Annotated in this window: 16 protein-coding genes and 1 pseudogene; 13 read left to right on the top strand and 4 right to left on the bottom strand. The window is 64.4% G+C overall.

Annotated features, from left to right (window positions below):
• Positions 1 to 260 precede the first annotated feature (260 nt).
• From ACSFA7_RS32380 to ACSFA7_RS32365, 4 genes are all read left to right on the top strand, one after another.
• The gene (locus tag ACSFA7_RS32380; protein WP_435503152.1) at positions 261 to 1,007 is read left to right on the top strand and encodes a response regulator transcription factor; all 747 of its coding nucleotides are present in this window, start codon (positions 261 to 263) and stop codon (positions 1,005 to 1,007) included.
• The gene (locus ACSFA7_RS32375; RefSeq protein ID WP_435503151.1) at positions 1,007 to 2,305 is read left to right on the top strand and encodes a FecR family protein; all 1,299 of its coding nucleotides are present in this window, start codon (positions 1,007 to 1,009) and stop codon (positions 2,303 to 2,305) included. Before ACSFA7_RS32380 ends, ACSFA7_RS32375 begins: the two co-directional genes overlap by 1 nt.
• Before the next feature lie 15 nt (positions 2,306 to 2,320).
• Positions 2,321 to 4,678: a CHASE2 domain-containing protein gene (locus tag ACSFA7_RS32370; protein ID WP_435503150.1), complete on the top strand. Its 2,358-nt coding sequence runs from the start codon at positions 2,321 to 2,323 to the stop codon at positions 4,676 to 4,678.
• A 182-nt stretch (positions 4,679 to 4,860) separates the two neighbouring features.
• Positions 4,861 to 5,076: a hypothetical protein gene (locus ACSFA7_RS32365; protein ID WP_435503149.1), complete on the top strand. Its 216-nt coding sequence runs from the start codon at positions 4,861 to 4,863 to the stop codon at positions 5,074 to 5,076.
• Between the two features lie 8 nt (positions 5,077 to 5,084).
• Here ACSFA7_RS32365 and ACSFA7_RS32360 read toward each other — a convergent pair.
• Positions 5,085 to 6,536: pseudogene (locus tag ACSFA7_RS32360) on the bottom strand (IS3 family transposase); the annotation flags it as partial.
• Between the two features lie 215 nt (positions 6,537 to 6,751).
• Positions 6,752 to 7,105 carry a hypothetical protein gene (locus tag ACSFA7_RS32355; protein WP_435503148.1) on the bottom strand — a complete coding sequence of 118 codons (354 nt, stop codon included), beginning with the start codon at positions 7,103 to 7,105 and terminating at the stop codon, positions 6,752 to 6,754.
• On the opposite strand from ACSFA7_RS32355, the gene ACSFA7_RS32350 reads away from it, so the two are divergent.
• From ACSFA7_RS32350 to ACSFA7_RS32310, 9 genes are all read left to right on the top strand, one after another.
• On the top strand, positions 7,104 to 7,877 hold the full coding sequence (locus ACSFA7_RS32350) for an SDR family oxidoreductase (RefSeq protein ID WP_435503147.1): 774 nt from the start codon (positions 7,104 to 7,106) through the stop codon (positions 7,875 to 7,877). The two genes, ACSFA7_RS32355 and ACSFA7_RS32350, sit on opposite strands and share 2 nt — an antisense overlap.
• Before the next feature lie 100 nt (positions 7,878 to 7,977).
• Complete coding sequence (locus ACSFA7_RS32345) at positions 7,978 to 8,796, top strand: SDR family oxidoreductase (RefSeq protein WP_435503146.1); 819 nt, start codon at positions 7,978 to 7,980, stop codon at positions 8,794 to 8,796.
• 81 nt (positions 8,797 to 8,877) lie between these two features.
• On the top strand, positions 8,878 to 9,630 hold the full coding sequence (locus ACSFA7_RS32340) for a type 1 glutamine amidotransferase domain-containing protein (RefSeq protein ID WP_435503145.1): 753 nt from the start codon (positions 8,878 to 8,880) through the stop codon (positions 9,628 to 9,630).
• Between the two features lie 11 nt (positions 9,631 to 9,641).
• On the top strand, positions 9,642 to 11,018 hold the full coding sequence (locus ACSFA7_RS32335) for an aldehyde dehydrogenase family protein (RefSeq protein WP_435503144.1): 1,377 nt from the start codon (positions 9,642 to 9,644) through the stop codon (positions 11,016 to 11,018).
• A gap of 13 nt (positions 11,019 to 11,031) precedes the next feature.
• Positions 11,032 to 11,553: a hypothetical protein gene (locus tag ACSFA7_RS32330; RefSeq protein WP_435503143.1), complete on the top strand. Its 522-nt coding sequence runs from the start codon at positions 11,032 to 11,034 to the stop codon at positions 11,551 to 11,553.
• A gap of 19 nt (positions 11,554 to 11,572) precedes the next feature.
• Positions 11,573 to 11,842 carry a hypothetical protein gene (locus ACSFA7_RS32325; protein ID WP_435503142.1) on the top strand — a complete coding sequence of 90 codons (270 nt, stop codon included), beginning with the start codon at positions 11,573 to 11,575 and terminating at the stop codon, positions 11,840 to 11,842.
• 1 nt (position 11,843) lies between these two features.
• Positions 11,844 to 13,598, top strand: a complete 1,755-nt coding sequence (locus ACSFA7_RS32320) for a monovalent cation:proton antiporter-2 (CPA2) family protein (RefSeq protein ID WP_435503141.1) — start codon at positions 11,844 to 11,846, stop codon at positions 13,596 to 13,598.
• 1 nt (position 13,599) lies between these two features.
• Positions 13,600 to 14,181: a DUF924 family protein gene (locus ACSFA7_RS32315; protein ID WP_435503140.1), complete on the top strand. Its 582-nt coding sequence runs from the start codon at positions 13,600 to 13,602 to the stop codon at positions 14,179 to 14,181.
• A 69-nt stretch (positions 14,182 to 14,250) separates the two neighbouring features.
• On the top strand, positions 14,251 to 15,165 hold the full coding sequence (locus tag ACSFA7_RS32310; RefSeq protein ID WP_435503139.1) for a LysR family transcriptional regulator: 915 nt from the start codon (positions 14,251 to 14,253) through the stop codon (positions 15,163 to 15,165).
• 13 nt (positions 15,166 to 15,178) lie between these two features.
• On the opposite strand, the gene ACSFA7_RS32305 is transcribed toward ACSFA7_RS32310, so the two are convergent.
• Positions 15,179 to 15,775: a hypothetical protein gene (locus ACSFA7_RS32305; RefSeq protein WP_435503138.1), complete on the bottom strand. Its 597-nt coding sequence runs from the start codon at positions 15,773 to 15,775 to the stop codon at positions 15,179 to 15,181.
• A gap of 315 nt (positions 15,776 to 16,090) precedes the next feature.
• The gene (locus tag ACSFA7_RS32300; RefSeq protein WP_435503137.1) at positions 16,091 to 17,974 is read right to left on the bottom strand and encodes an FAD-binding monooxygenase; all 1,884 of its coding nucleotides are present in this window, start codon (positions 17,972 to 17,974) and stop codon (positions 16,091 to 16,093) included.
• Positions 17,975 to 18,018: the final 44 nt, after the last annotated feature.

Genomic DNA, 18,018 nt, shown 5'->3' with positions numbered 1-18,018 from the left:
GGACGGAGATAACCGGTGATGTGGAGTGATCGGAGCGCCGGGTGGCGCTACAGGGGGCGGATGATGTCGAGGGTCTTGAAGAGCAAACTGGCTGGCGCGAGGTTTGGTCAGATTTGCGGACAGCTTTTGTCTGCATTTGTGAATTTCTTTACGACCTCATAACCTTCGCAAACAATGTTGCTTACATTTACGCTTCGGAATTCGTCAGATTTCAGCAATGAATTCACTGTCAGAATCGCCGCCGCTACCCTCTGGAGTCCATGCGCATCGCCATCCTTGAAGACGACCCTGATCAGCTCTCGCACCTCGTGGGAACACTGGAGCAGCTGTTAACAGTTGGCGAAACAGATGTGACTTGCATCACGTTTTCGAATGGGTCGACATTGCAGCAGGCGTTGCGACGCGAAAGCTACGATCTGCTGGTGCTCGACTGGAACGTGCCTGGGTTGGCCGGCGTCGAGTTGTTGCAGTGGCTGCGCAAGTGGCAGACCGACAAGGTGCCGGTACTCATGCTGAGTTCGCGCGCCTCCGAGCAAGACGTGGTACAGGCGCTCAATCTTGGTGCCGACGACTACATCGTCAAGCCGTTCCGTCCACTGGAGCTTCGCGCGCGCCTGCAGCGCTTGATGGCCCGGCGCGCACCCGTCGCCTCGCCTGACAGGGAGCGTTTCGGCCGCTGGGAGTTCGACCGGGTTTCACAAAGCGTTCTGATTCAGCCTGCGCCCGGCGACGACGCGCCTGCGCAACGCCAAACCCTCACGGACAGAGAGTTTCGGCTCGCGTTGACGCTGTTCCAACACATGGGCGACACCGTATCCCGCGCCCATCTGCTTGAAAGCGCCGGCTACAGCAACGAAGAGCTGCCTTCGCGCACGCTGGACAGCCACATCTACCGGCTACGCAGCAAGCTCGGCCTCGAAGCCGAGAGCGGGCTGAGCCTGCGCACGGTCTACGGCCGCGGCTACCGACTCGAAGCCACGCAACAACCACCGCAGGTGGAATCCTGATGGCGAAGCACGAAGCCATGTTCCGCCTGCGCCGCCTTCTTGCCTGCGCCGGATTGCTCGTGACCACGGCGGCGAGCGCACAGTCGCCGCATGTGGTGAAGCCGGGCGAAACCTTGTGGAGCATCTCTAACCAGCAGTTAGCCACGCCGTTGCGCTGGCCCGAGGTCCAACAACGCAACCAAGTCGGAGAACCACGCCTGCTCCAGCCGGGCACAGTGCTGTACTTTGCCGACGGCCGGCTCGTGCCCGAGGGCGCGGCGGTGGTCACAGCGGTCGAAGGCCAGTCCTCGCGCAAGCGCGCAGGCGGTGACGAACAGGCACTCGAGCCCGGCATGCCGATCCAGGCTGGCGACACGCTCATCACCGGCACCGATGCCTTCGTGACCCTCGGGGTCGCCGGCGGCAGCCGCGTCGTGCTGCCATCGCGCAGCGCGCTCGAGGTGTTGGCCGTGGATGCCAACACGGTACGGCTGCGGCTGATCGAGGGCCGCGTCGAATCGCAAGTGCACAAGCAGCAACCGAACCAGCAGTTCGAGATCCGCGCGCGGTCGATGGGCCTGGGCGTACGGGGCACGCACTTCCGCGTGCGCGACGAAGACGGTGTGCTGACCGGCGAAGTCATCGCGGGCGAAGTGGTCGTGCAGCGCACATCGCAGGCCGAACCGCCGCTCGTGCTGCGCGAGGGCCGCGGTGCGGTGCTGACGGAGAACGGCCCGTCGCAGGCGATGGGCCTGCTGCCAGCGCCCCAGTTGGTGGCCGAAACGACGGCGCGCAATGACCGCACATTCCGCTTCACGTCCGTGCCGGGCGCACAAACTTACCGCCTGCAGCTGGCGCGCGACGAACGTTTTTTGCTGCCGGTGCACGAGCAGCGCGGCCCGGGGCCTTCTTTCACGGTGCCGGCAGAACTGGCGCCGGGCCTCTACCAGCTGCGCCTCACGGCCTTCGACGCTGCGCGGCTCGAAGGCCTGCCGGGCGACAGCACCGTCTACCTGCCCGCGGTCGCGGGCGGCGCAAGCGGCCAGGGCACATCGTCCGTGCTTTCAGACGGGCGCGTGGAGGTCCGCTGGCCGGGCGTCTCCGGGCAACGCTACACATTCGAACTCGCGCGCAGTCCCGACTTCGCGGTATTGCTGCTCAACGAGCCCTCGGTCTACGCCACCGGCATGACGGTCGGCCCCTTCGCGCTTGGCGGGCGCTACCACTGGCGTGCGCGCCAGGCCATCGCCGACGGCGCCGCGTCCTCTGCGCCCGAAGCGGCTGGCTTCAGCGGAAGCTTCGACATCCCGGTGCGCTAAAGCGGGGCCACGCGCATGCGGCTCATCGTCGAACGCCTGCTGATGGCGCTGCTGCTGCCGCTGGCCATGCTCGGCCTCGCGCAGCGCCCCGGCCTGCCGCAGATGGACGCGTACATCCACGACCGTCTGCTGATCCTGGCCTCGCATCGAGCGTCGCCCGATATCCTGATCATCGCCATCGACGAGCACAGCTTGCGCGAACTCGGGCGCTGGCCTTGGAGCCGCGAAACCCACGCGCGCCTGCTCGAGCGGCTCGCGCCGGCCGCGCCGCGCGCGGTGCTGCTCGACCTCTTCCTGACCGAGCCGAGCGCCGACCCGCGCGAGGATGCGCGCCTGGCGCAGGCCATGGGCCTGCTGCCCGTGTACCTGCCGCTGCTGCATGCGAGCCCCCTGGCCTTCTCGAGCCACGAATGGCCGGGCTTCCTGCCGCCCCTGCCGGACTTTGCTGCGCAGGCCCGCGGCGTGGGACACGCCGACCTCGCACCCGACACCGACGGCGTCGCGCGCACGCTGTACTTGCTCGAAGGCTATCCGACCCATCTGCAGCCCTACGTGGGCGCACTGATCGCGCAGCGAATCTCGCAGCCCGCGTCCACCTCCGAGGCGACGCCGACCGATTGGCTGCGCCAGGGCCCGCTGCACCTGCTGTTTGCGGGCCCGCGCGGCAGCTACCGCACCGTGCCCTATGTCAGCGTGCTGCGCGGCGAAGTGCCCGCCGAGTTGCTGCGCGACAAGCTCTTGCTCGTCGGCGCCACCGCACCCGGCCTCGGCGACCAGACGCTCACGTCCAACGCCGGTATCCGCGGCGTGCTGCCCGGCGTGGAAGTGCATGCCAATGCCATCGACAACCTGATGCACGGGCGCAACGTGAGCATGTCGCCGCCGCTGTGGCATGCGACCTGGACCATCGTGCCGCTGTGGATCGCGCTGTGGCTGCTGGTACGGCTGGGCCGGCATGCGCTGCCGGTCACCTTCGGCCTCGCGAGCGCATGCCTGCTGATCAGCGGCGGCGCTATGTTGGGGTGGCACCACTGGCTGCCGCCCGCCGCGCCGATGCTCGGCCTGGCCATCCTCTACCTGCTGTGGAGCTGGCGGCGCCTGGAATCGCAGTTCGTCTACCTACGCCGACGCGCGCAGGTGCTCGACGCCCTTCCCGGCGGCACCTTCGAAGTGATGCCCGCGCGCGCGCCGGCCGCCGCCGACCCGACGGCGCACCCCCAACAGGCGCTCGACCGGGCGATTGCACGCCTGCGCCGCATGCAGCAGCTGATGGACAAGGCCATGCAGGCCATGCCCGTGGCCATGCTGATCTGCGATGAAGAGGGGCGCATCGGATCGGGCAACGCGGCCGCCTTCCGGCTGCTGGGCGGTGGATCGCTGCCATCGAACGACAACGACTGCGCTGCACTGCACTGCGTGCGGCTGCCAGAGCTCATCGCGCCCTTCGCAGTGAAGCCAGCAAGCGGCATGGACGCCGCCCGCGCTGCCCACTGGACCGACCTGCGGCACTGCGAATTCGTGACCTCCGACGCGCGCGTGTTCCGCCTGGAGGCCGCGGTTTTCAGCGGCGACGCGCCCGAAGACCGGGGCTGGGTCGTGATGCTGCCCGAGCTCACGGCGGAGCGCGAGGCGCAGCGCCAGCGCGACGAGTGGCGGCAGTTCCTGTCGCACGACCTGCGCAGCCCGCAGGTCACGATCCTCAGTATCCTCTCGATGCACGAGGCCACCGCCGATGCCGGCCTGCGCACGGCGATCCGGCGTGAAGCCGAGCGCACCCTCGCGCTGGCCGAAGGTTTCATGGACTTCGCGCTGGCCGAATCGGACGACTACCGTTTTGCGGACACCCACATCGGCACCGTGCTGCTCGATGCCAGAGACCAGGTGTGGCACTACGCGCAGGCCCAAGGCGTGCGCGTCGAAGCGCGCCTGGACGACGACGCCGGCGACACCATCCTGCGCGCCGACGGCGCGCTTCTGACCCGCGCCATCGTCAATCTGCTCAACAACGCCGTCCGCCACAGCCCGTCCCGGCGCAGCGTGGAACTGCGCCTAAACCTCGAACCCGGCGCCGAACATGCGGACGCGACACATGTACGCATTTCCGTGGGCGACCAAGGCTCAGGCATGACACCCGAACAGCTCGACGCCCTGCTCCACGCACCACGCGGTCGGCGCGTGCCCGCGACGCCGGAAGCCGCCCCTAGCGAAACGAAAAGCGTCAGCACACGGCGCATGGGCCTGGGCTTTTCCGTCGTGCGCGCGGTGGTCCAGAAGCACCACGGCACCCTGGGCGCGAGCAGCACGCCCGGCATCGGCACGAACGTCTGGTTGCGGCTGCCCCTGACAGATTCACGGCCTAGCACATCGACGTGACGGGTTTTCCAACCCCGATGGGGACAACGTTGTGAAAAACCGTGTTTTCAGTGCGCCAAACCGTTGCCTGGCGGGGCCTGCGGAAGAGGCAGCGAAGGTAAAAAAACCGGAGGAAGTATCTTCTTCGGCGTTCTCGGAACAGTTCAGCTAGTGTGGTGAGTTAGAAGTTCGTTGAACTATTCTTGAGCATCAAGGTCTCTCGTGTACCGTGTGTACTCGACGAGGCGGCAATGAGTGGAAGACCCAAAGCGATACTGGTTTTGACGGACGCCGAGCGCGAGGAACTCAAGGCTCTGACGTTGCGGCGCAAGACTGCGCAGGCCTTGGCGCTGCGCGCGCGCATCGTGCTGGCCTGCGCCGAAGGGCAGGACAACAAGGGGGGTGCGGATAAAAACTAGGACTGGTTTTATGCCACAAGTCCAAGGCTCACCCGGTATTCGATAGGGCTGAGAGAGCCAAGAGAGATCTTGATCCGCTTCTCGTTGTACCAGCGGACGTACGAGTCGACCGCCTCGATGAATTGCTCAATGGTGGCGTTCTTCCAGTCTCGAGGATAGAACAGCTCGTTCTTCAGCCGACCGAAGAAGCCTTCGCAAGCTGCGTTATCAGGTGAGCATGCCTTGCGAGACATCGAGCGGGTGAAGTTCGCGTCGCTCATTCTTGATAGCCAACCTGGCCAGCGGTAGTGGCCGCCCCGATCGGAGTGAACCACAGGCCGGTCAGTAGTTTCGGCCACTGTCTCGATGGCTGCATCCAGCATCGTGTTGACCAACTCAGCGTCCGGACTGGTCCCAATGGTCCAGCTGACGACCATTCCATCGAAGCAGTCGATGATGGGCGAGAGGTACACCTTGCCAGCCGGGATCTGGAACTCCGTGATGTCCGTGAGCCATTTCTCGTTGGGGACCGCGGCCTGGAAGTCGCGGTTGATGAGGTTCTCAGGCGCTGGACTGATCTCGCCAAGGTATGACGCATACCTGCGCTTCCTGGGCTTTGGAACAACCAGACTTTCCTGCTTCATCAACCGCTGCACGACCTTCTCGGAGATCGCGACGTCCTGTCTAGTGAGCGAAGCTTGCAGCCTGCGGTAGCCATAGCAGCGGTGGTTCGACTCAAAGATGTCGGTGATGGATTGCCGCACCTCCAGGTACTTTTCGCCCACCGCTGCACGGGCCCGATGGTAGAAGTACGAACTACGCGCAAGATCCAACTGTGCAAGGAGCTCTGGCAGGCCATAGTGCTCCCTGAGGGCGTCAATCAGCAGTGTCTTCTCCCGGTTGGACAGGAGCTGCAGGTCGACGCCCAGGCCTTTTTTAACAGTTCGTTGGCCTTGTTCAAGAGGTCCTGCTCAAGGCGAAGTTGCCTGACTTCGCGGCGCAGCGACTCAACCTGGCGCTCGAGCTCGTCGCGCTCTTGGGACGGCGGAGATTGATTGGTGCTTTTCATGGATGCGGGTGCCTCACGTCCCAGAAGTTGGTTCTTCCAGTTGTACAGCGTTGGCCGGCACACGCCGAACTTGTCGGCTACAGCCTGCGCACTTTCCTCACGCGTGCAAAGCTCCATGACTCCCGCTTGCATCAGCTTCCCGGAATACCTTCGTCGCCCCACACTGCCAACGACAGCCCTTCTGGCCTCAGGAATGGCCTCGCGAACCCACGCGGTCAGTGTCCCCCTGCCGGGGTAGCCCAATGCCCTCATGGTGGCAGCAATGCAGCGGTCGTGAGTGAGGTAGTGCTCGATAGCTGCCGCCTTTTTGCTCCTGCGAGAACTTGGGCTTCCGGCCCGCATAGCCCGCTGGCAAGTCGAACTTCTGCTGGTATTCGTTGCACCAGCCCTTCAATGAGTTCTTTGTTGGATAGGGAACGGCTGATGGAACAGCCGGTTTCATCAAGTCATTTCTTCCTCCTGAAACAGAGATTCATGCGACTTCTGGTCGCACGCTTTGCATCAAGCCACCACCGGCGTCTTGCCCTGCGGCTTCCATCGCTGATGCCTGCGCGGCGATGCCGCTACGCGCTGCGCTTTCTGATGCAATGCGGACGTGCTTTGGTTTGGGCTGGCTTGCTGTTCCCTTCATCCTGCACGATCTTTCTCTTCCCTCGATTCCCTTCGCGGCTGCTTCCTCTGCTGCATCTTCGTTTCCTCGATATGTCGCAGGCTCAGCGGACAGGCGCGCGCAAGTGAGCGCCACCTCCAGCGTGGAGGCATCCGCTTGATCGCGCTGCGCAGCGCCTTGGCTATGGTCTTCTTCCAAGTAGGCTGTCTCGCACCAGCGAGCCCGGACGGGCCCTGTGCGACAGAACCATCGACTTTCTCCGATTGGGCGAATTTTCTGGATGATTCATCCAGCGAACCATGGTTTATCTCTCGGACGGTGAGGCCTAACCTCGAAGGCTCGTCATTCATTTTTTTCAAGGAGATCGCCATGGCAGACCATTCCATCCAAGGCAAGACCGTCCTCATCGCAGGCGGCGCCAAGAACCTCGGCGGGCTGATCGCGCGCGATCTGGCGCAGCAGGGTGCCAAGGCCGTAGCCGTTCACTACAACAGTGCCAGCAGCAAGGCCGACGCCGACGCCACCGTGGCTGCGGTTAAGGCCTCGGGCGCACAGGCCGTGGCGATCCAGGCCGACCTGACCACGGCTAGTGCCGTCGAGAAGCTGTTCGCCGACGCCATCGCCGCCGTCGGCAAGCCGGACATCGCCATCAACACCGTGGGCAAGGTGCTCAAGAAGCCGATGGCCGAGATCAGTGAGGCCGAGTACGACGAGATGACGGCGGTCAACTCCAAGACGGCCTTCTTCTTTCTCAAGGAAGCCGGCAAGAACCTCAACGACAACGGCAAGATCTGCACTGTCGTGACCTCGCTGCTGGGCGCGTTCACGCCGTTCTATGCCGCCTATGCCGGCACCAAGGCCCCAGTCGAGCACTACACCCGCGCGGCCTCAAAGGAGTTCGGTGCACGCGGCATCTCGGTGACGGCGGTTGGCCCCGGCCCAATGGACACGCCGTTCTTCTACCCTGCCGAAGGCGCCGACGCAGTGGCCTACCACAAGACTGCTGCGGCGCTCTCGGGGTTCAGCAAGACCGGCCTGACCGACATCCACGACGTGGTGCCGTTCATTCGCCATCTCGTGAGCGACGGTTGGTGGGTCACGGGCCAGACCATCCTCATCAACGGTGGCTATACGACCAAATAGGTCCCACCGCCACCGCCGCTGCCACGTTGAGCAGCTTGGCCGCTCTTCGTTGCGTCAGCAGCGGACCAGGTACGTTTTTTTACCAGACGGGAGTTTTCAAATGGTTGCCATCACTCATCAAGAAGTTCTCAAGACCTTCCCCTCAGCCACCAGCACCGGCGCGCGCCGCTTCGTCGGCAAGACCGCGATCGTCGTGGGCGCGTCGGCTAACGTGGGCAAGGCATTGGCCCAGTTGCTGGCGCAGGAAGGCGCCGACGTGTTGGTTCACTACAACTCGGCGTCCAAGCAGGCGCAGGCCGAAGAAGTTGCCGCCGCCGTGCGCGGACATGGCCAGGAAGCGCTGATCTTCCAGGCCGACCTGACCAAGCCCGCGCAGGCCACGGCGCTGTTCGATGCCGCCATTGCAAAGTTCGGCAAGGTCGACATCCTGATCAACACGGCGGGCAAGATCATCCGCAAGCCGCTCGCCGAGTTCGAAGAAGCAGAGTTCGACGAACTGTTCAACGTCAATGCCAAGGCCGCCTTCTTCCTGCTCAAGGAAGCGTCGAAGAAGATCTCCGACGAAGGCCGCATCCTGAGTTTCGTCACCACCATGGTGGCGGCCTTCGCGCCCACCTATGCGGGTTACGCCGGCAGCAAGGCACCGCTGGAGCACTTCAGCAAGTCGCTGGCCAAGGAATTGGGTTCACGGGGTGTCACGGTCAACTGCATCGCACCCGGACCGCTCGACACCTCGTTCTTCTACCCGGCCGAATCCAACGAGAACATCGGCTGGCTCAAGTCGATGTCGATCGACGGTGGCCTGGGCAACATCGCCGACATCACCGGCCTGGCGCTGTTCCTGGTCTCGCCGGAAGCGCGCTGGATGACCGGCACCACCAGCTACATCAACGGCGGCATCGTGTCGCCGATCAACTGACCGGATTGGAAACGGAGGCACCCGTGCCGGATTTCCGCATGGGTTGCCTGCGCCACACTCGACCTTGAGGGAGAAACAAACATGGCAGCATCTGACCTGAAAGTGGAAACCCGCATCGGCGTGAAGCGCAAGCCACGCCGCATCCTGTCGATCGTCTCCAACACCGCTCAGCTCAAGGGCTTTCCGGTGGGCTTCTTCGGCGAAGAAATGACGCGCGCCTTCCTGATGTTCACGGAAGCCGGGCATCAGATGGATCTTGCGTCACCGAAGGGTGGCGAGGTGATGATCGACACGCACAGCGATCCGCGCACGCCAAACGGTGCGTATGCCGACGACCTGATCACCCTGGGCTTCGTGAATCACGCCAGATTCGGCCCCCTGCTGAAGCACACCCTGCCGATCAGCGCCGTCAATGTGGACGACTATGACGCGGTCTGGGTGGCCGGCGGCGGCGGGCCGCTGCTGACCTTCAAGGACGATCCGGCGCTGCACCAACTTATCGCCGACTTCTACGAGAAGGGCAAGATCGTCACCTTGATCTGCCACGGCTCTTCGCTGCTGCTCTGGACGCGCCTGTCGGATGGCAAGCTGCTGGCACAGGGGAAGAAGTGGACCGGCTTCACCGATGAGGAAGAAGACGAGGTCAACAAGGCGTTCGGCATGACGTTGAATGACTACACCATCCAGAGCGAAGCAGCACGCATCGAGGGCACCACCTATCTTTGCCGGGGAGCGAACGAGCCGTTCGCCATTCGCGATGGCCGCTTGATCACCGGGCAGCAGTACAGCAGCGGCCTCACCGCCGAGCTGGTGCTCGACGCCCTTGACGAATAGGTCCTTTCGACATGGCGAACAAATTTCAACCCCTCCTGGATGCCCAGAAGGCACGCTTCCTGACCGACGCCACCAAGTCCTACGAATGGCGCATCGACCAGCTCGACCGCCTGGAGCGGATGCTGCGCGAGCGCCAGGAGGAATTCTGCGCCGGGCTGTACCAGGACTTCGGCAAGCCCTCGTTTGAACAGTTGTTCGAGATCACGGTGCCGCTGGGCAATATCAAGTACTACCGCGAGAACCTGAGGGAACTGATGGCGCCGCAGCGGGTGGCGATTCCCGCCGGACTGGAGGCCACCGGCAACAGCGGCCTGATCCTGAAGGAGCCCTACGGCCCGACGCTGGTGATCGGCCCGTTCAACGCGCCCATCCTTTTGCTGCTGGACCCGGCCATCGCCGCGCTGGCGGCGGGCAACCCGGTGGTGCTGAAACCGGCCAACACGACGCCGGCCACGGCGGCGCTGTTCCAGAAGTTCGTGCCGCAGTATTTCGAACCCGAGAACGTGGCCATCGTCACCGGCGGGCGCGAGGAAATCGGGGCGCTGCTGGAACTGCCCTTCGATTTCATCTTCTTCACCGGCAGCTCGGCCGTGGGCAAGATCGTGATGCGCGCGGCGGCCGAGAACCTGACGCCGGTGATCCTGGAACTCGGCGGCCAGAACCCGACCATCGTCGACGAGACCGCCAACCTGGACATCGCCGCCGACCGCATCGCCTGGGGCCACAACGCGATCTCCGGCCAGTGGTGCATCGCGCCGGGCTACGTGTACGTGCACGAAAGTGTTGCCGAGGCCTTCATCGCCAAGCTCAAGGCTTCCATCGTGAAAATGTACGGCGAAGACCCGCAGCAAAGCCCCGACTTCGCCCGCATGATCAGCGAACACGACGCGCAGCGGGTGGCGTCGTACATCCTGCCCGACAAGGTGGTGCATGGCGGGCGTTTCGATGTTCCGGCGCGCTACGTCGAACCTACCGTGCTCTATCCTTCGACCTGGGACGACCCGGCGCTGCAGCAAGAAGTCTTCGGCCCGGTATTGCCGGTGATGCCGTACACCGACCTGAAAGAAATCGTGGGCATCATGAAGCGCAAGCCGAAGTCGCTGGCCGCGTACATCTTCAGCAAGCACCAGGCGAACATCGACTACGTGCTGGGCAGCCTGTCCTTCGGCGGCGGCTGCATCAACCAGACCAACCTGCATTGCTGGATCGACAGCCTGCCCTTCGGCGGCGTCGGCTATTCGGGCATGGGAAAGTACTACGGCAAGGCCGGCTTCGATGCGCTCAGCAACACCAAGGCCTTGCTGATCGGCAATCCGGACCTTGAGCTGGATGTCTTCCCGCCCTATGCGGGCAAGGACATCGCCAAGAACCTCAGCGTGTTTTCTTGAACGAGATCTGCACATGTCCGAATCGATTCCCAGAAGGTCGCTGTTGCTGATGGCCGCCGCCGTTCCGCTGGCTGCATGCGCACAGAAACCTTCCGTGTCACCGCCCGGCCCGGGCATGAGCGCATCCGTCACCTACCTGCACCTGCTGGCCAAGACGCCTTTTTTCACGGCGCTGTCGACCGAGCAGTTGCAGTGGGTGATCGACCATTCGCGCGAATGGGCGGTCGTGCCGGGTGCCGAGATTGCCGGCAGCGCACGCGGCGCCGACAGCTTCTGGGTGTTACTCGATGGCGGCTGGCAGGTCGAGCATGCGGGCCGCAGTGTCAAGGCCGGCCATGCCGACCCCGCCAAGTGGTATGGCGGTCGTGACGTGTTGGCGCTGGGCATCAGCGATACGCGCCTAGTAGCAACCGCAAAGAGCTATGTCATACAGATTCAGCAGGCCGACCTGGACGAAATGCTCCGACTTGGTTTCGCCTTCGGCCAGCATCTGGAATCCGGTATGGCTTTCTATCGTTCGCTGCGCAAACAATGAGTAATAGAGGAGATCCGACATGCATGTGCTGATGGTCATGGTGGGAGGCCTGGTGCTCCTGGGTCTGTTCGTCCTGTTCGGCTGGCTCTGGGGCGCGAGCGCTGCAGGGATGGCTCTCGCGGCCAAGGCCTTCGTGCCGGCCTGGCTGCTGGTGGCTGCGGTCAACATGTGGGTTGGTGTGGCCCATGCCGGCTACAGCGCGCGCGAGGAGTTTCCGATCCTTCTGCTCGTTTTCGCGGTGCCAGCGCTCGCGGCCGGCGTTGCGGTCTGGCAGCTTTCGCGCCACTGACATGTCGGTCGAAGGCAGTGCCAGCGATCTGGTCAAGGTCGTGACCTTGCTGGGCGCGGCGGTGGTGGCCGTGCCCCTGTTCAAGCGCTTGGGCTTGGGCTCGGTGCTGGGCTATCTCGCGGCTGGCCTGGCGATCGGCCCCTTCGGTCTGGGCCTGTTCAGCGACCCTCAATCCATTCTGCACACCGCCGAACTCGGGGTCGTGATGTTCCTTTTCGTCATCGGATTGGAAATGCGGCCCTCCCACCTGTGGAGCATGCGACGCGACATCTTTGGCCTGGGCAGCCTGCAAGTGGTGGTCTGCGGCCTGCTGCTGACCGGGGTGGGCGTGGCCTTCGGTTTTTCGCTGGCCGTGTCCTTCGTCAGCGGCATGGGCTTCGTGCTCACCTCCACGGCCATCGTCATGCAACTGCTGGGCGAGCGCGGCGACATCGCGGCCGCGCGCGGCCAGAAGATCGTGGCCGTCCTGCTCTTCGAAGACCTGCTGATCGTGCCCCTGCTGGCGCTGGTGGCCTTCATCGCGCCGGTTGACCCTTCCGCGCCGGCCGCCGGATCGCGCTGGACCGGCATCGCCATCGCGGCCGGCGCATTGGCGGCGCTGGTCGCGGCAGGCACATGGCTGCTCAATCCGCTGTTCCGCATCCTGGCCAACGCCAAGGCGCGCGAGGTGATGACCGCCGCTGCCCTGCTGGTGGTGCTGGGCGCCGCGCTGCTGATGCAGTGGGGTGGCCTGTCCATGGCGATGGGCGCCTTCCTGGCCGGTGTCCTGCTGTCCGAGTCGACGTTTCGCCACCAACTCGAAGCCGATGTCGAACCCTTCCGGGGTTTGCTGCTGGGCCTGTTCTTCCTGGGCGTGGGCATGTCGCTGGACCTGGCCGTGGTCGCGCGCAACTGGCCGATCATCGTGGCCGCCGTGCCGGCGATGATGGTCATCAAGGGGCTGTGCATCTACGGCGTGGCGCGGCTGGCGAAGAGCACGCACACCGACGCGCTGGACCGGGCCGTGCTGATGGCGCAGGGCGGCGAGTTCGCCTTCGTTCTCTTTGCCGCCGCGCTGGCCAGCCGCGTGATCGATCCGACGGTCAACGCCAACATGACGGCCATCGTGGTGCTGTCCATGGCGCTGACTCCCCTGGCAGTGATTGCGCACCGGCGCTGGGGCCCGAAGCCGAAAGCGTCCCTGGAGGGAACGCAGGCGCCGGAAGGACTGGCCGGCAGCGTGCTCATCATCGGCTTCGGACGCTTCGGGCAGATCGCGAGCCAGCACGTGCTGGCCATGGGTGCCGAGATCTCGATCATCGACCACGAACCCCAGGTGGCGCGCGACGCCAAGGACTTCGGCTTCAAGGTGTACTACGGCGACGGCACGCGCGCCGACGTGCTGCATGCCGCCGGCGCGCACCACGCCCGCGCCATCCTGGTGTGCGTCGACGACCGGCAGGCCGCCACACGGATCGTGGAACACGCCAAGGTCGCATTTCCCCATGCCCGCGTGCTGGCGCGCGCCCACGACCGCGAGCATGCCATCGAACTGATCAAGGCCGATGTGGACTACCAGGTCCGTGTCACCTTCGAATCGGCCATGGCTTTTGGATGCGAGGCCGCGATGGCCCTCGGGGCGACGCCCGAAGCGTCGCAGGACGTTGCGGCGGATGTGCGCCGCAAGGACGCCGAGCGCCTGGCGATGGAGGTGTCCGGCGGCATCTATGCCGGCAAGGCCCTGATTCGAGGCAATGCCGGACCAAAGGACGAATGACATGCATCCAATTTCTCTCCATCGCCGCGGCGCGCTTTCAGGGTCCGACGGACAAGGCACCAAGGTCGTGCGGTTCTGGCGGGAAGCCGGTGCCGATCAATGGTTCGGCAAGGACCCGGCCTTCGACCGGCGCTTTCGCGAAAGTTTTCTCGATCTGCACCTGGCGGCGGCCCGGCGTGAACACGATGGGTGGGTCGGCGAGCCGCAAGGCGCGCTGGCGCTGATGATCCTGCTCGACCAGTTTCCCCGGAATGCCTTCCGCGACACCGCTCACATGTACACAACCGACCCGCTGGCGCGCCACTTTGCGCGCATGGCGAATGAGGCCGCCCACATGGAGGCGGTCGACCCGGAACTGCGCCTGTTCTTTTGCCTGCCCTTCGCGCACTCGGAGCACATTGAAGACCAGGACCTGTCGGTGGAACTCAATGCGCGGCTGGGGCCAACCGAGCGCTCGCACGCGGAAGGACACCGCGACATCATCCGCCGCTTCGGCCGCTTTCCGCACCGCAATTCAATGCTGCTTCGCGAGACGACAGTAGAGGAGAAAGCCTTCTTGGACCAGGGCGGTTTTGCAGGATGAATGCCGTCCATCCCGGCGGGCGCCTGTGCTGCTGGCGCGTCTGGCAGCGCTGCCAAGGTTAAATGCGGGATGGACAAACTCGATCAATACCGCGTCTTCGTGCAGGTGGCCGAGATGGGCAGTTTCATCAAGGCGGCGCACACGTTGGAGTTGCCGCGGGCTACGGTTTCTGCCGCGATCCAGCAGTTGGAGGAACAGATCGGCGTGCGCCTGCTGAACCGCACGACGCGCCAGGTTCACCTGACGGCGGATGGCGCACAGTTGCTCGAGCGCGTGCGCCCGCTGCTGGCGGACGCCGAAGATGTCGAGCACCTGTTCCAGAACAGCCAGCGGCAGGTTGCCGGCCAGCTTCGGGTCGACGTGCCCAGCCGCATTGCACGACGCCTCATCTCGCCAGCGCTACCCGGCTTGCTGCGCCGTTACCCGCGATTACAGTTGGTGCTGGGCTCTACCGACCGCGCCATCGACCTGGTACAGGAAGGCGTCGACTGCGCGGTGCGCGTGGGGGGACTGCAAGATAGCAGCCTCGTGGTGCGTCCACTCGGACATATCGCATTGATCAACTGCGCGAGTCCGGCCTACTTGCGGGAACACGGCGTGCCGGAGAAGCTGGCGGACCTGGCGAAGGGGCACTGGGCAGTCGGCTATGCATCCCCGTCCAGCGGCAGAGAGCTGCCTTGGGAATGCATCGAAGCACCGGGCAAGGCGCAGGACTTGCCACTACCGAGCCGTGTGATCGTGAACAACGCCGAAAGCTACATTGCCAGCTGTCGTGCCGGCGTCGGGTTGATCCAGATTCCTCGCTTTGACGTGCAGCACCTGCTCGATCGCGGCGAACTGGTCGAAGTCATGCCGGCGTATCGGGCGGCTTCCATGCCGGTCTCGCTCCTGTATCCGCACCGGCGCCAGCGCTCGCGGCGTGTCATTGCATTCGTGGAGTGGTTCTCCGGACTGATGGCGCCTCACCTGGAGCGCACGGAATGAGAGCTGGCGCCGTTCAATTGCCGATCACGTCGTACAGACGCAGGATCCATGAGACCTGGTATGTCAGGCTGAGCACAGCAAACGCGGCATGGAAACGCGCATTGGCGGTCAGGGCAGCCAGAAGGCACAGCACCACGTAGACCGCAGTCCGTATCGGATATTCGTATCCTTGGGCCGCCAGGTGTTCTCGCCCTTTGATCCAGGTGTCAGTGACATCGACGAGATACGCCGTGGCCAGCATTCCAAAGAACCATCGGCGACGGGACATGAAGTAGTCGCGATAGCCGTCGTACTCCGCCAAGTCGTCGGGGAAGAGAATGGCGCAAAGGAAGTAGTAGAGCGCAGCATAGCCGACGACGAAGACATAGATCTCGAAGCGCCACACCTGCAGGTGCGAGAGAGAGAATTCCCACCACCACAAGTGCATCATCGACAGGAGCAGGGACAGCGCCCACAGCAGATGGACACCGTAGGCACGCTTGCGCCCGGGATGCTGGACGAAGCGTGCGACGCCGGACAGTAGCCGCGCGATCCCGAGGCTCACCACCATGCTGAGCACCACACGAATGTGGGAGAAGACGGCCGGATCGATCGAAGGCGCGGTTTCCATTGAGCCAGATTGCTGGTGATGTCGACACAGATGCGTCAGTGGGACAGATTGCAAGGGATTGTCGACCAGAAAAACCTGTCGGTCCGACTATGCAACGCGCGGTCCCGCGTCGAATGCGCGCCCGCCAGCAGTGCTGAAACGTCTGTGCTCGTGGCGCCAGGGGACGCCCTTGCTCCCGAAGCTGCCCCAAGGTGCACGCGATGGTGGGGCGGCTGACGGGATTGCCGCCAGCGTGTGCCAGTCAATGAAAGGGCCGCAGTGCCAGCGTCAGAACCGCCGCGCCAGGGCTTTCGCACTCTCGCTCTAACACCAAGCCTAGTGACGATCGAGCAGGAACCGGCCGAAGAAGGCAGTCAGCTCGTCATGCGCATCCAGCGCAAGCACGTTCGCGACGTACTGGTCAGGACGCACAACGACCATCGCACCCTGCTCGCGATCGATGCCGCGCAGATCGAAGATGTCAGGTCCCCTCTTGAGGTCGGGGCAATAGGCCTTCTCGTAGTCGATGAGGCCGAAGCAGCCCTTGCGCGGCAGCAGAATGGAAGGCAGCTCCTCCACCTTGAGATCGAGGTGTCCCTGCTGAAAGACCGCGCGGACATCGATGACGCTGTCGATGTCGATATCGGCGCCCGCAGGCGTGAAGCGACGGATCGGCGATTGCGGCGACTCCGCCAGGAAGGCGGCAAGGTTGCGCAAGCGCTTGGCGCTCGAATCCGAGAAGGCGTAGATGCGCCAAGCGCCATCGGCTCGTGCCGCATGGCCGAGCTGCACCGGCTTCGCATCGGCCAGGCGCACGACTGGCGCCGAGTGGAAACGCATGCCGATCGTGAATCCGCGGGCCAGGTGCTGGTGGCGCGCCTCGGCGGTCAGTACCGTCGTTGGCGCATAGTGCGTCGCAACGCCGGCCGTGTAGCGGCCCGATTTCACGAAGTAGGCCTGAAGCTCCTGCGGGTCCACGCCGCCAAGCTCGGGGTGGTTCGGATCCTTCGGCGGCGAGGCCATCATCTTCGACCACTCCTTGTCGAAGTCGATGAGCCCCTGGGCGATCGCATGGCGCTCGGCGGAGTAGGTGCGCAGCAGTTCCGGCCCGGCGCGTCCGTCGAGAACGCTGGCGAGTTTCCAACCGAGGTTGAACGCGTCCTGCATCGAGACGTTCATGCCCTGGCCGGCCTTCGCGCTGTGCGTGTGACAGGCGTCGCCGGCGATGAAGACGCGCGGCAGGCGGGTCTCGACCTGATCGGCCGGGACATCGTCGAAGCGGTCGGTGACACGCTGGCCGACCTGGTACACCGCGAACCAGGCCACGCTCTTCACTTCGAGGGTGTACGGGTGCAGCACGCGCCGGGCGGTCTCGATGACCTGCTCCTGGGTGATATCGCGGAAGGCCTCGCGTTTGTTCGGGTCGATGTCGCCGAGGTCGACATAGAGGCGCACCATATAGCCGCCTTCGCGCGGGATGAGCAGGATGTTGCCCTCGTCCGCGGACTGGATGGCGGCCTTGAGACGGATGTCCGGGAAGTCGGTCACGGCCAGCATGTCCACCACGCCCCAGGCATGGTTTGCGAAGTCGCCGCGCGGCACGGCGCCGATCGCCTCGCGCACCCGGCTGTGCGCGCCGTCGCAGCCCACCACGTACCTCGCGCGAACCGTGGTTTCCGAACCCTTGGCCACATCGCGCAGCGTCACCACGACGGGGTGCGAGCCTTCGGCTTGGACCTTCAGCGTGACGAACTCCATTCCGTAGCTGGCCTCGAGCCGCGAAGGCGACATGCGCATGTAGTCGAGAAGGTACTGTTGCAGGCGAGCCTGGTTGACGATCAGGTGCGGGAACTCGGACAGGCCGTCCTCGGTGTCCTGGATGCGGCCGGTGCGCTCGATGCGGGTGCGGTCCTGCTTCGATGGACGCCAGAAGACCGTCTCGTTCACCCAGTAGGCCTCGCGCATGAGCTTCTGGCCCAAGCCGAAAGCCTCGAACATCTCGACCGTGCGGCAGGCGATGCCATCCGCCTGGCCCACCTGGAGCGGGCCGTTTCGGCGTTCGACCAGTCGCGTGGTGATGCCCGGAAAGTTCGACAGCTGCGCGGCCAGCAACGCCCCTGCGGGGCCACTGCCGATGACGAGTACGTCGACGGTGTCCGGCAGCGCCTCTTTGGCGATGTCGGGGTCGCCGGGCGCGTAGCCATTGAGATAGAACTGCATGCTTTTTCCTTTGTCTGGGGGCTTGCTCGAAAGCGATTTCGTGC

It is taken from the genome of Variovorax trehalosi, assembly GCF_051216415.1.
GTDB lineage: Bacteria > Pseudomonadota > Gammaproteobacteria > Burkholderiales > Burkholderiaceae_C > Variovorax.
Note: the sequence above shows the minus strand (reverse complement) of the source record. Positions and strands in the feature narration are given on the sequence as shown.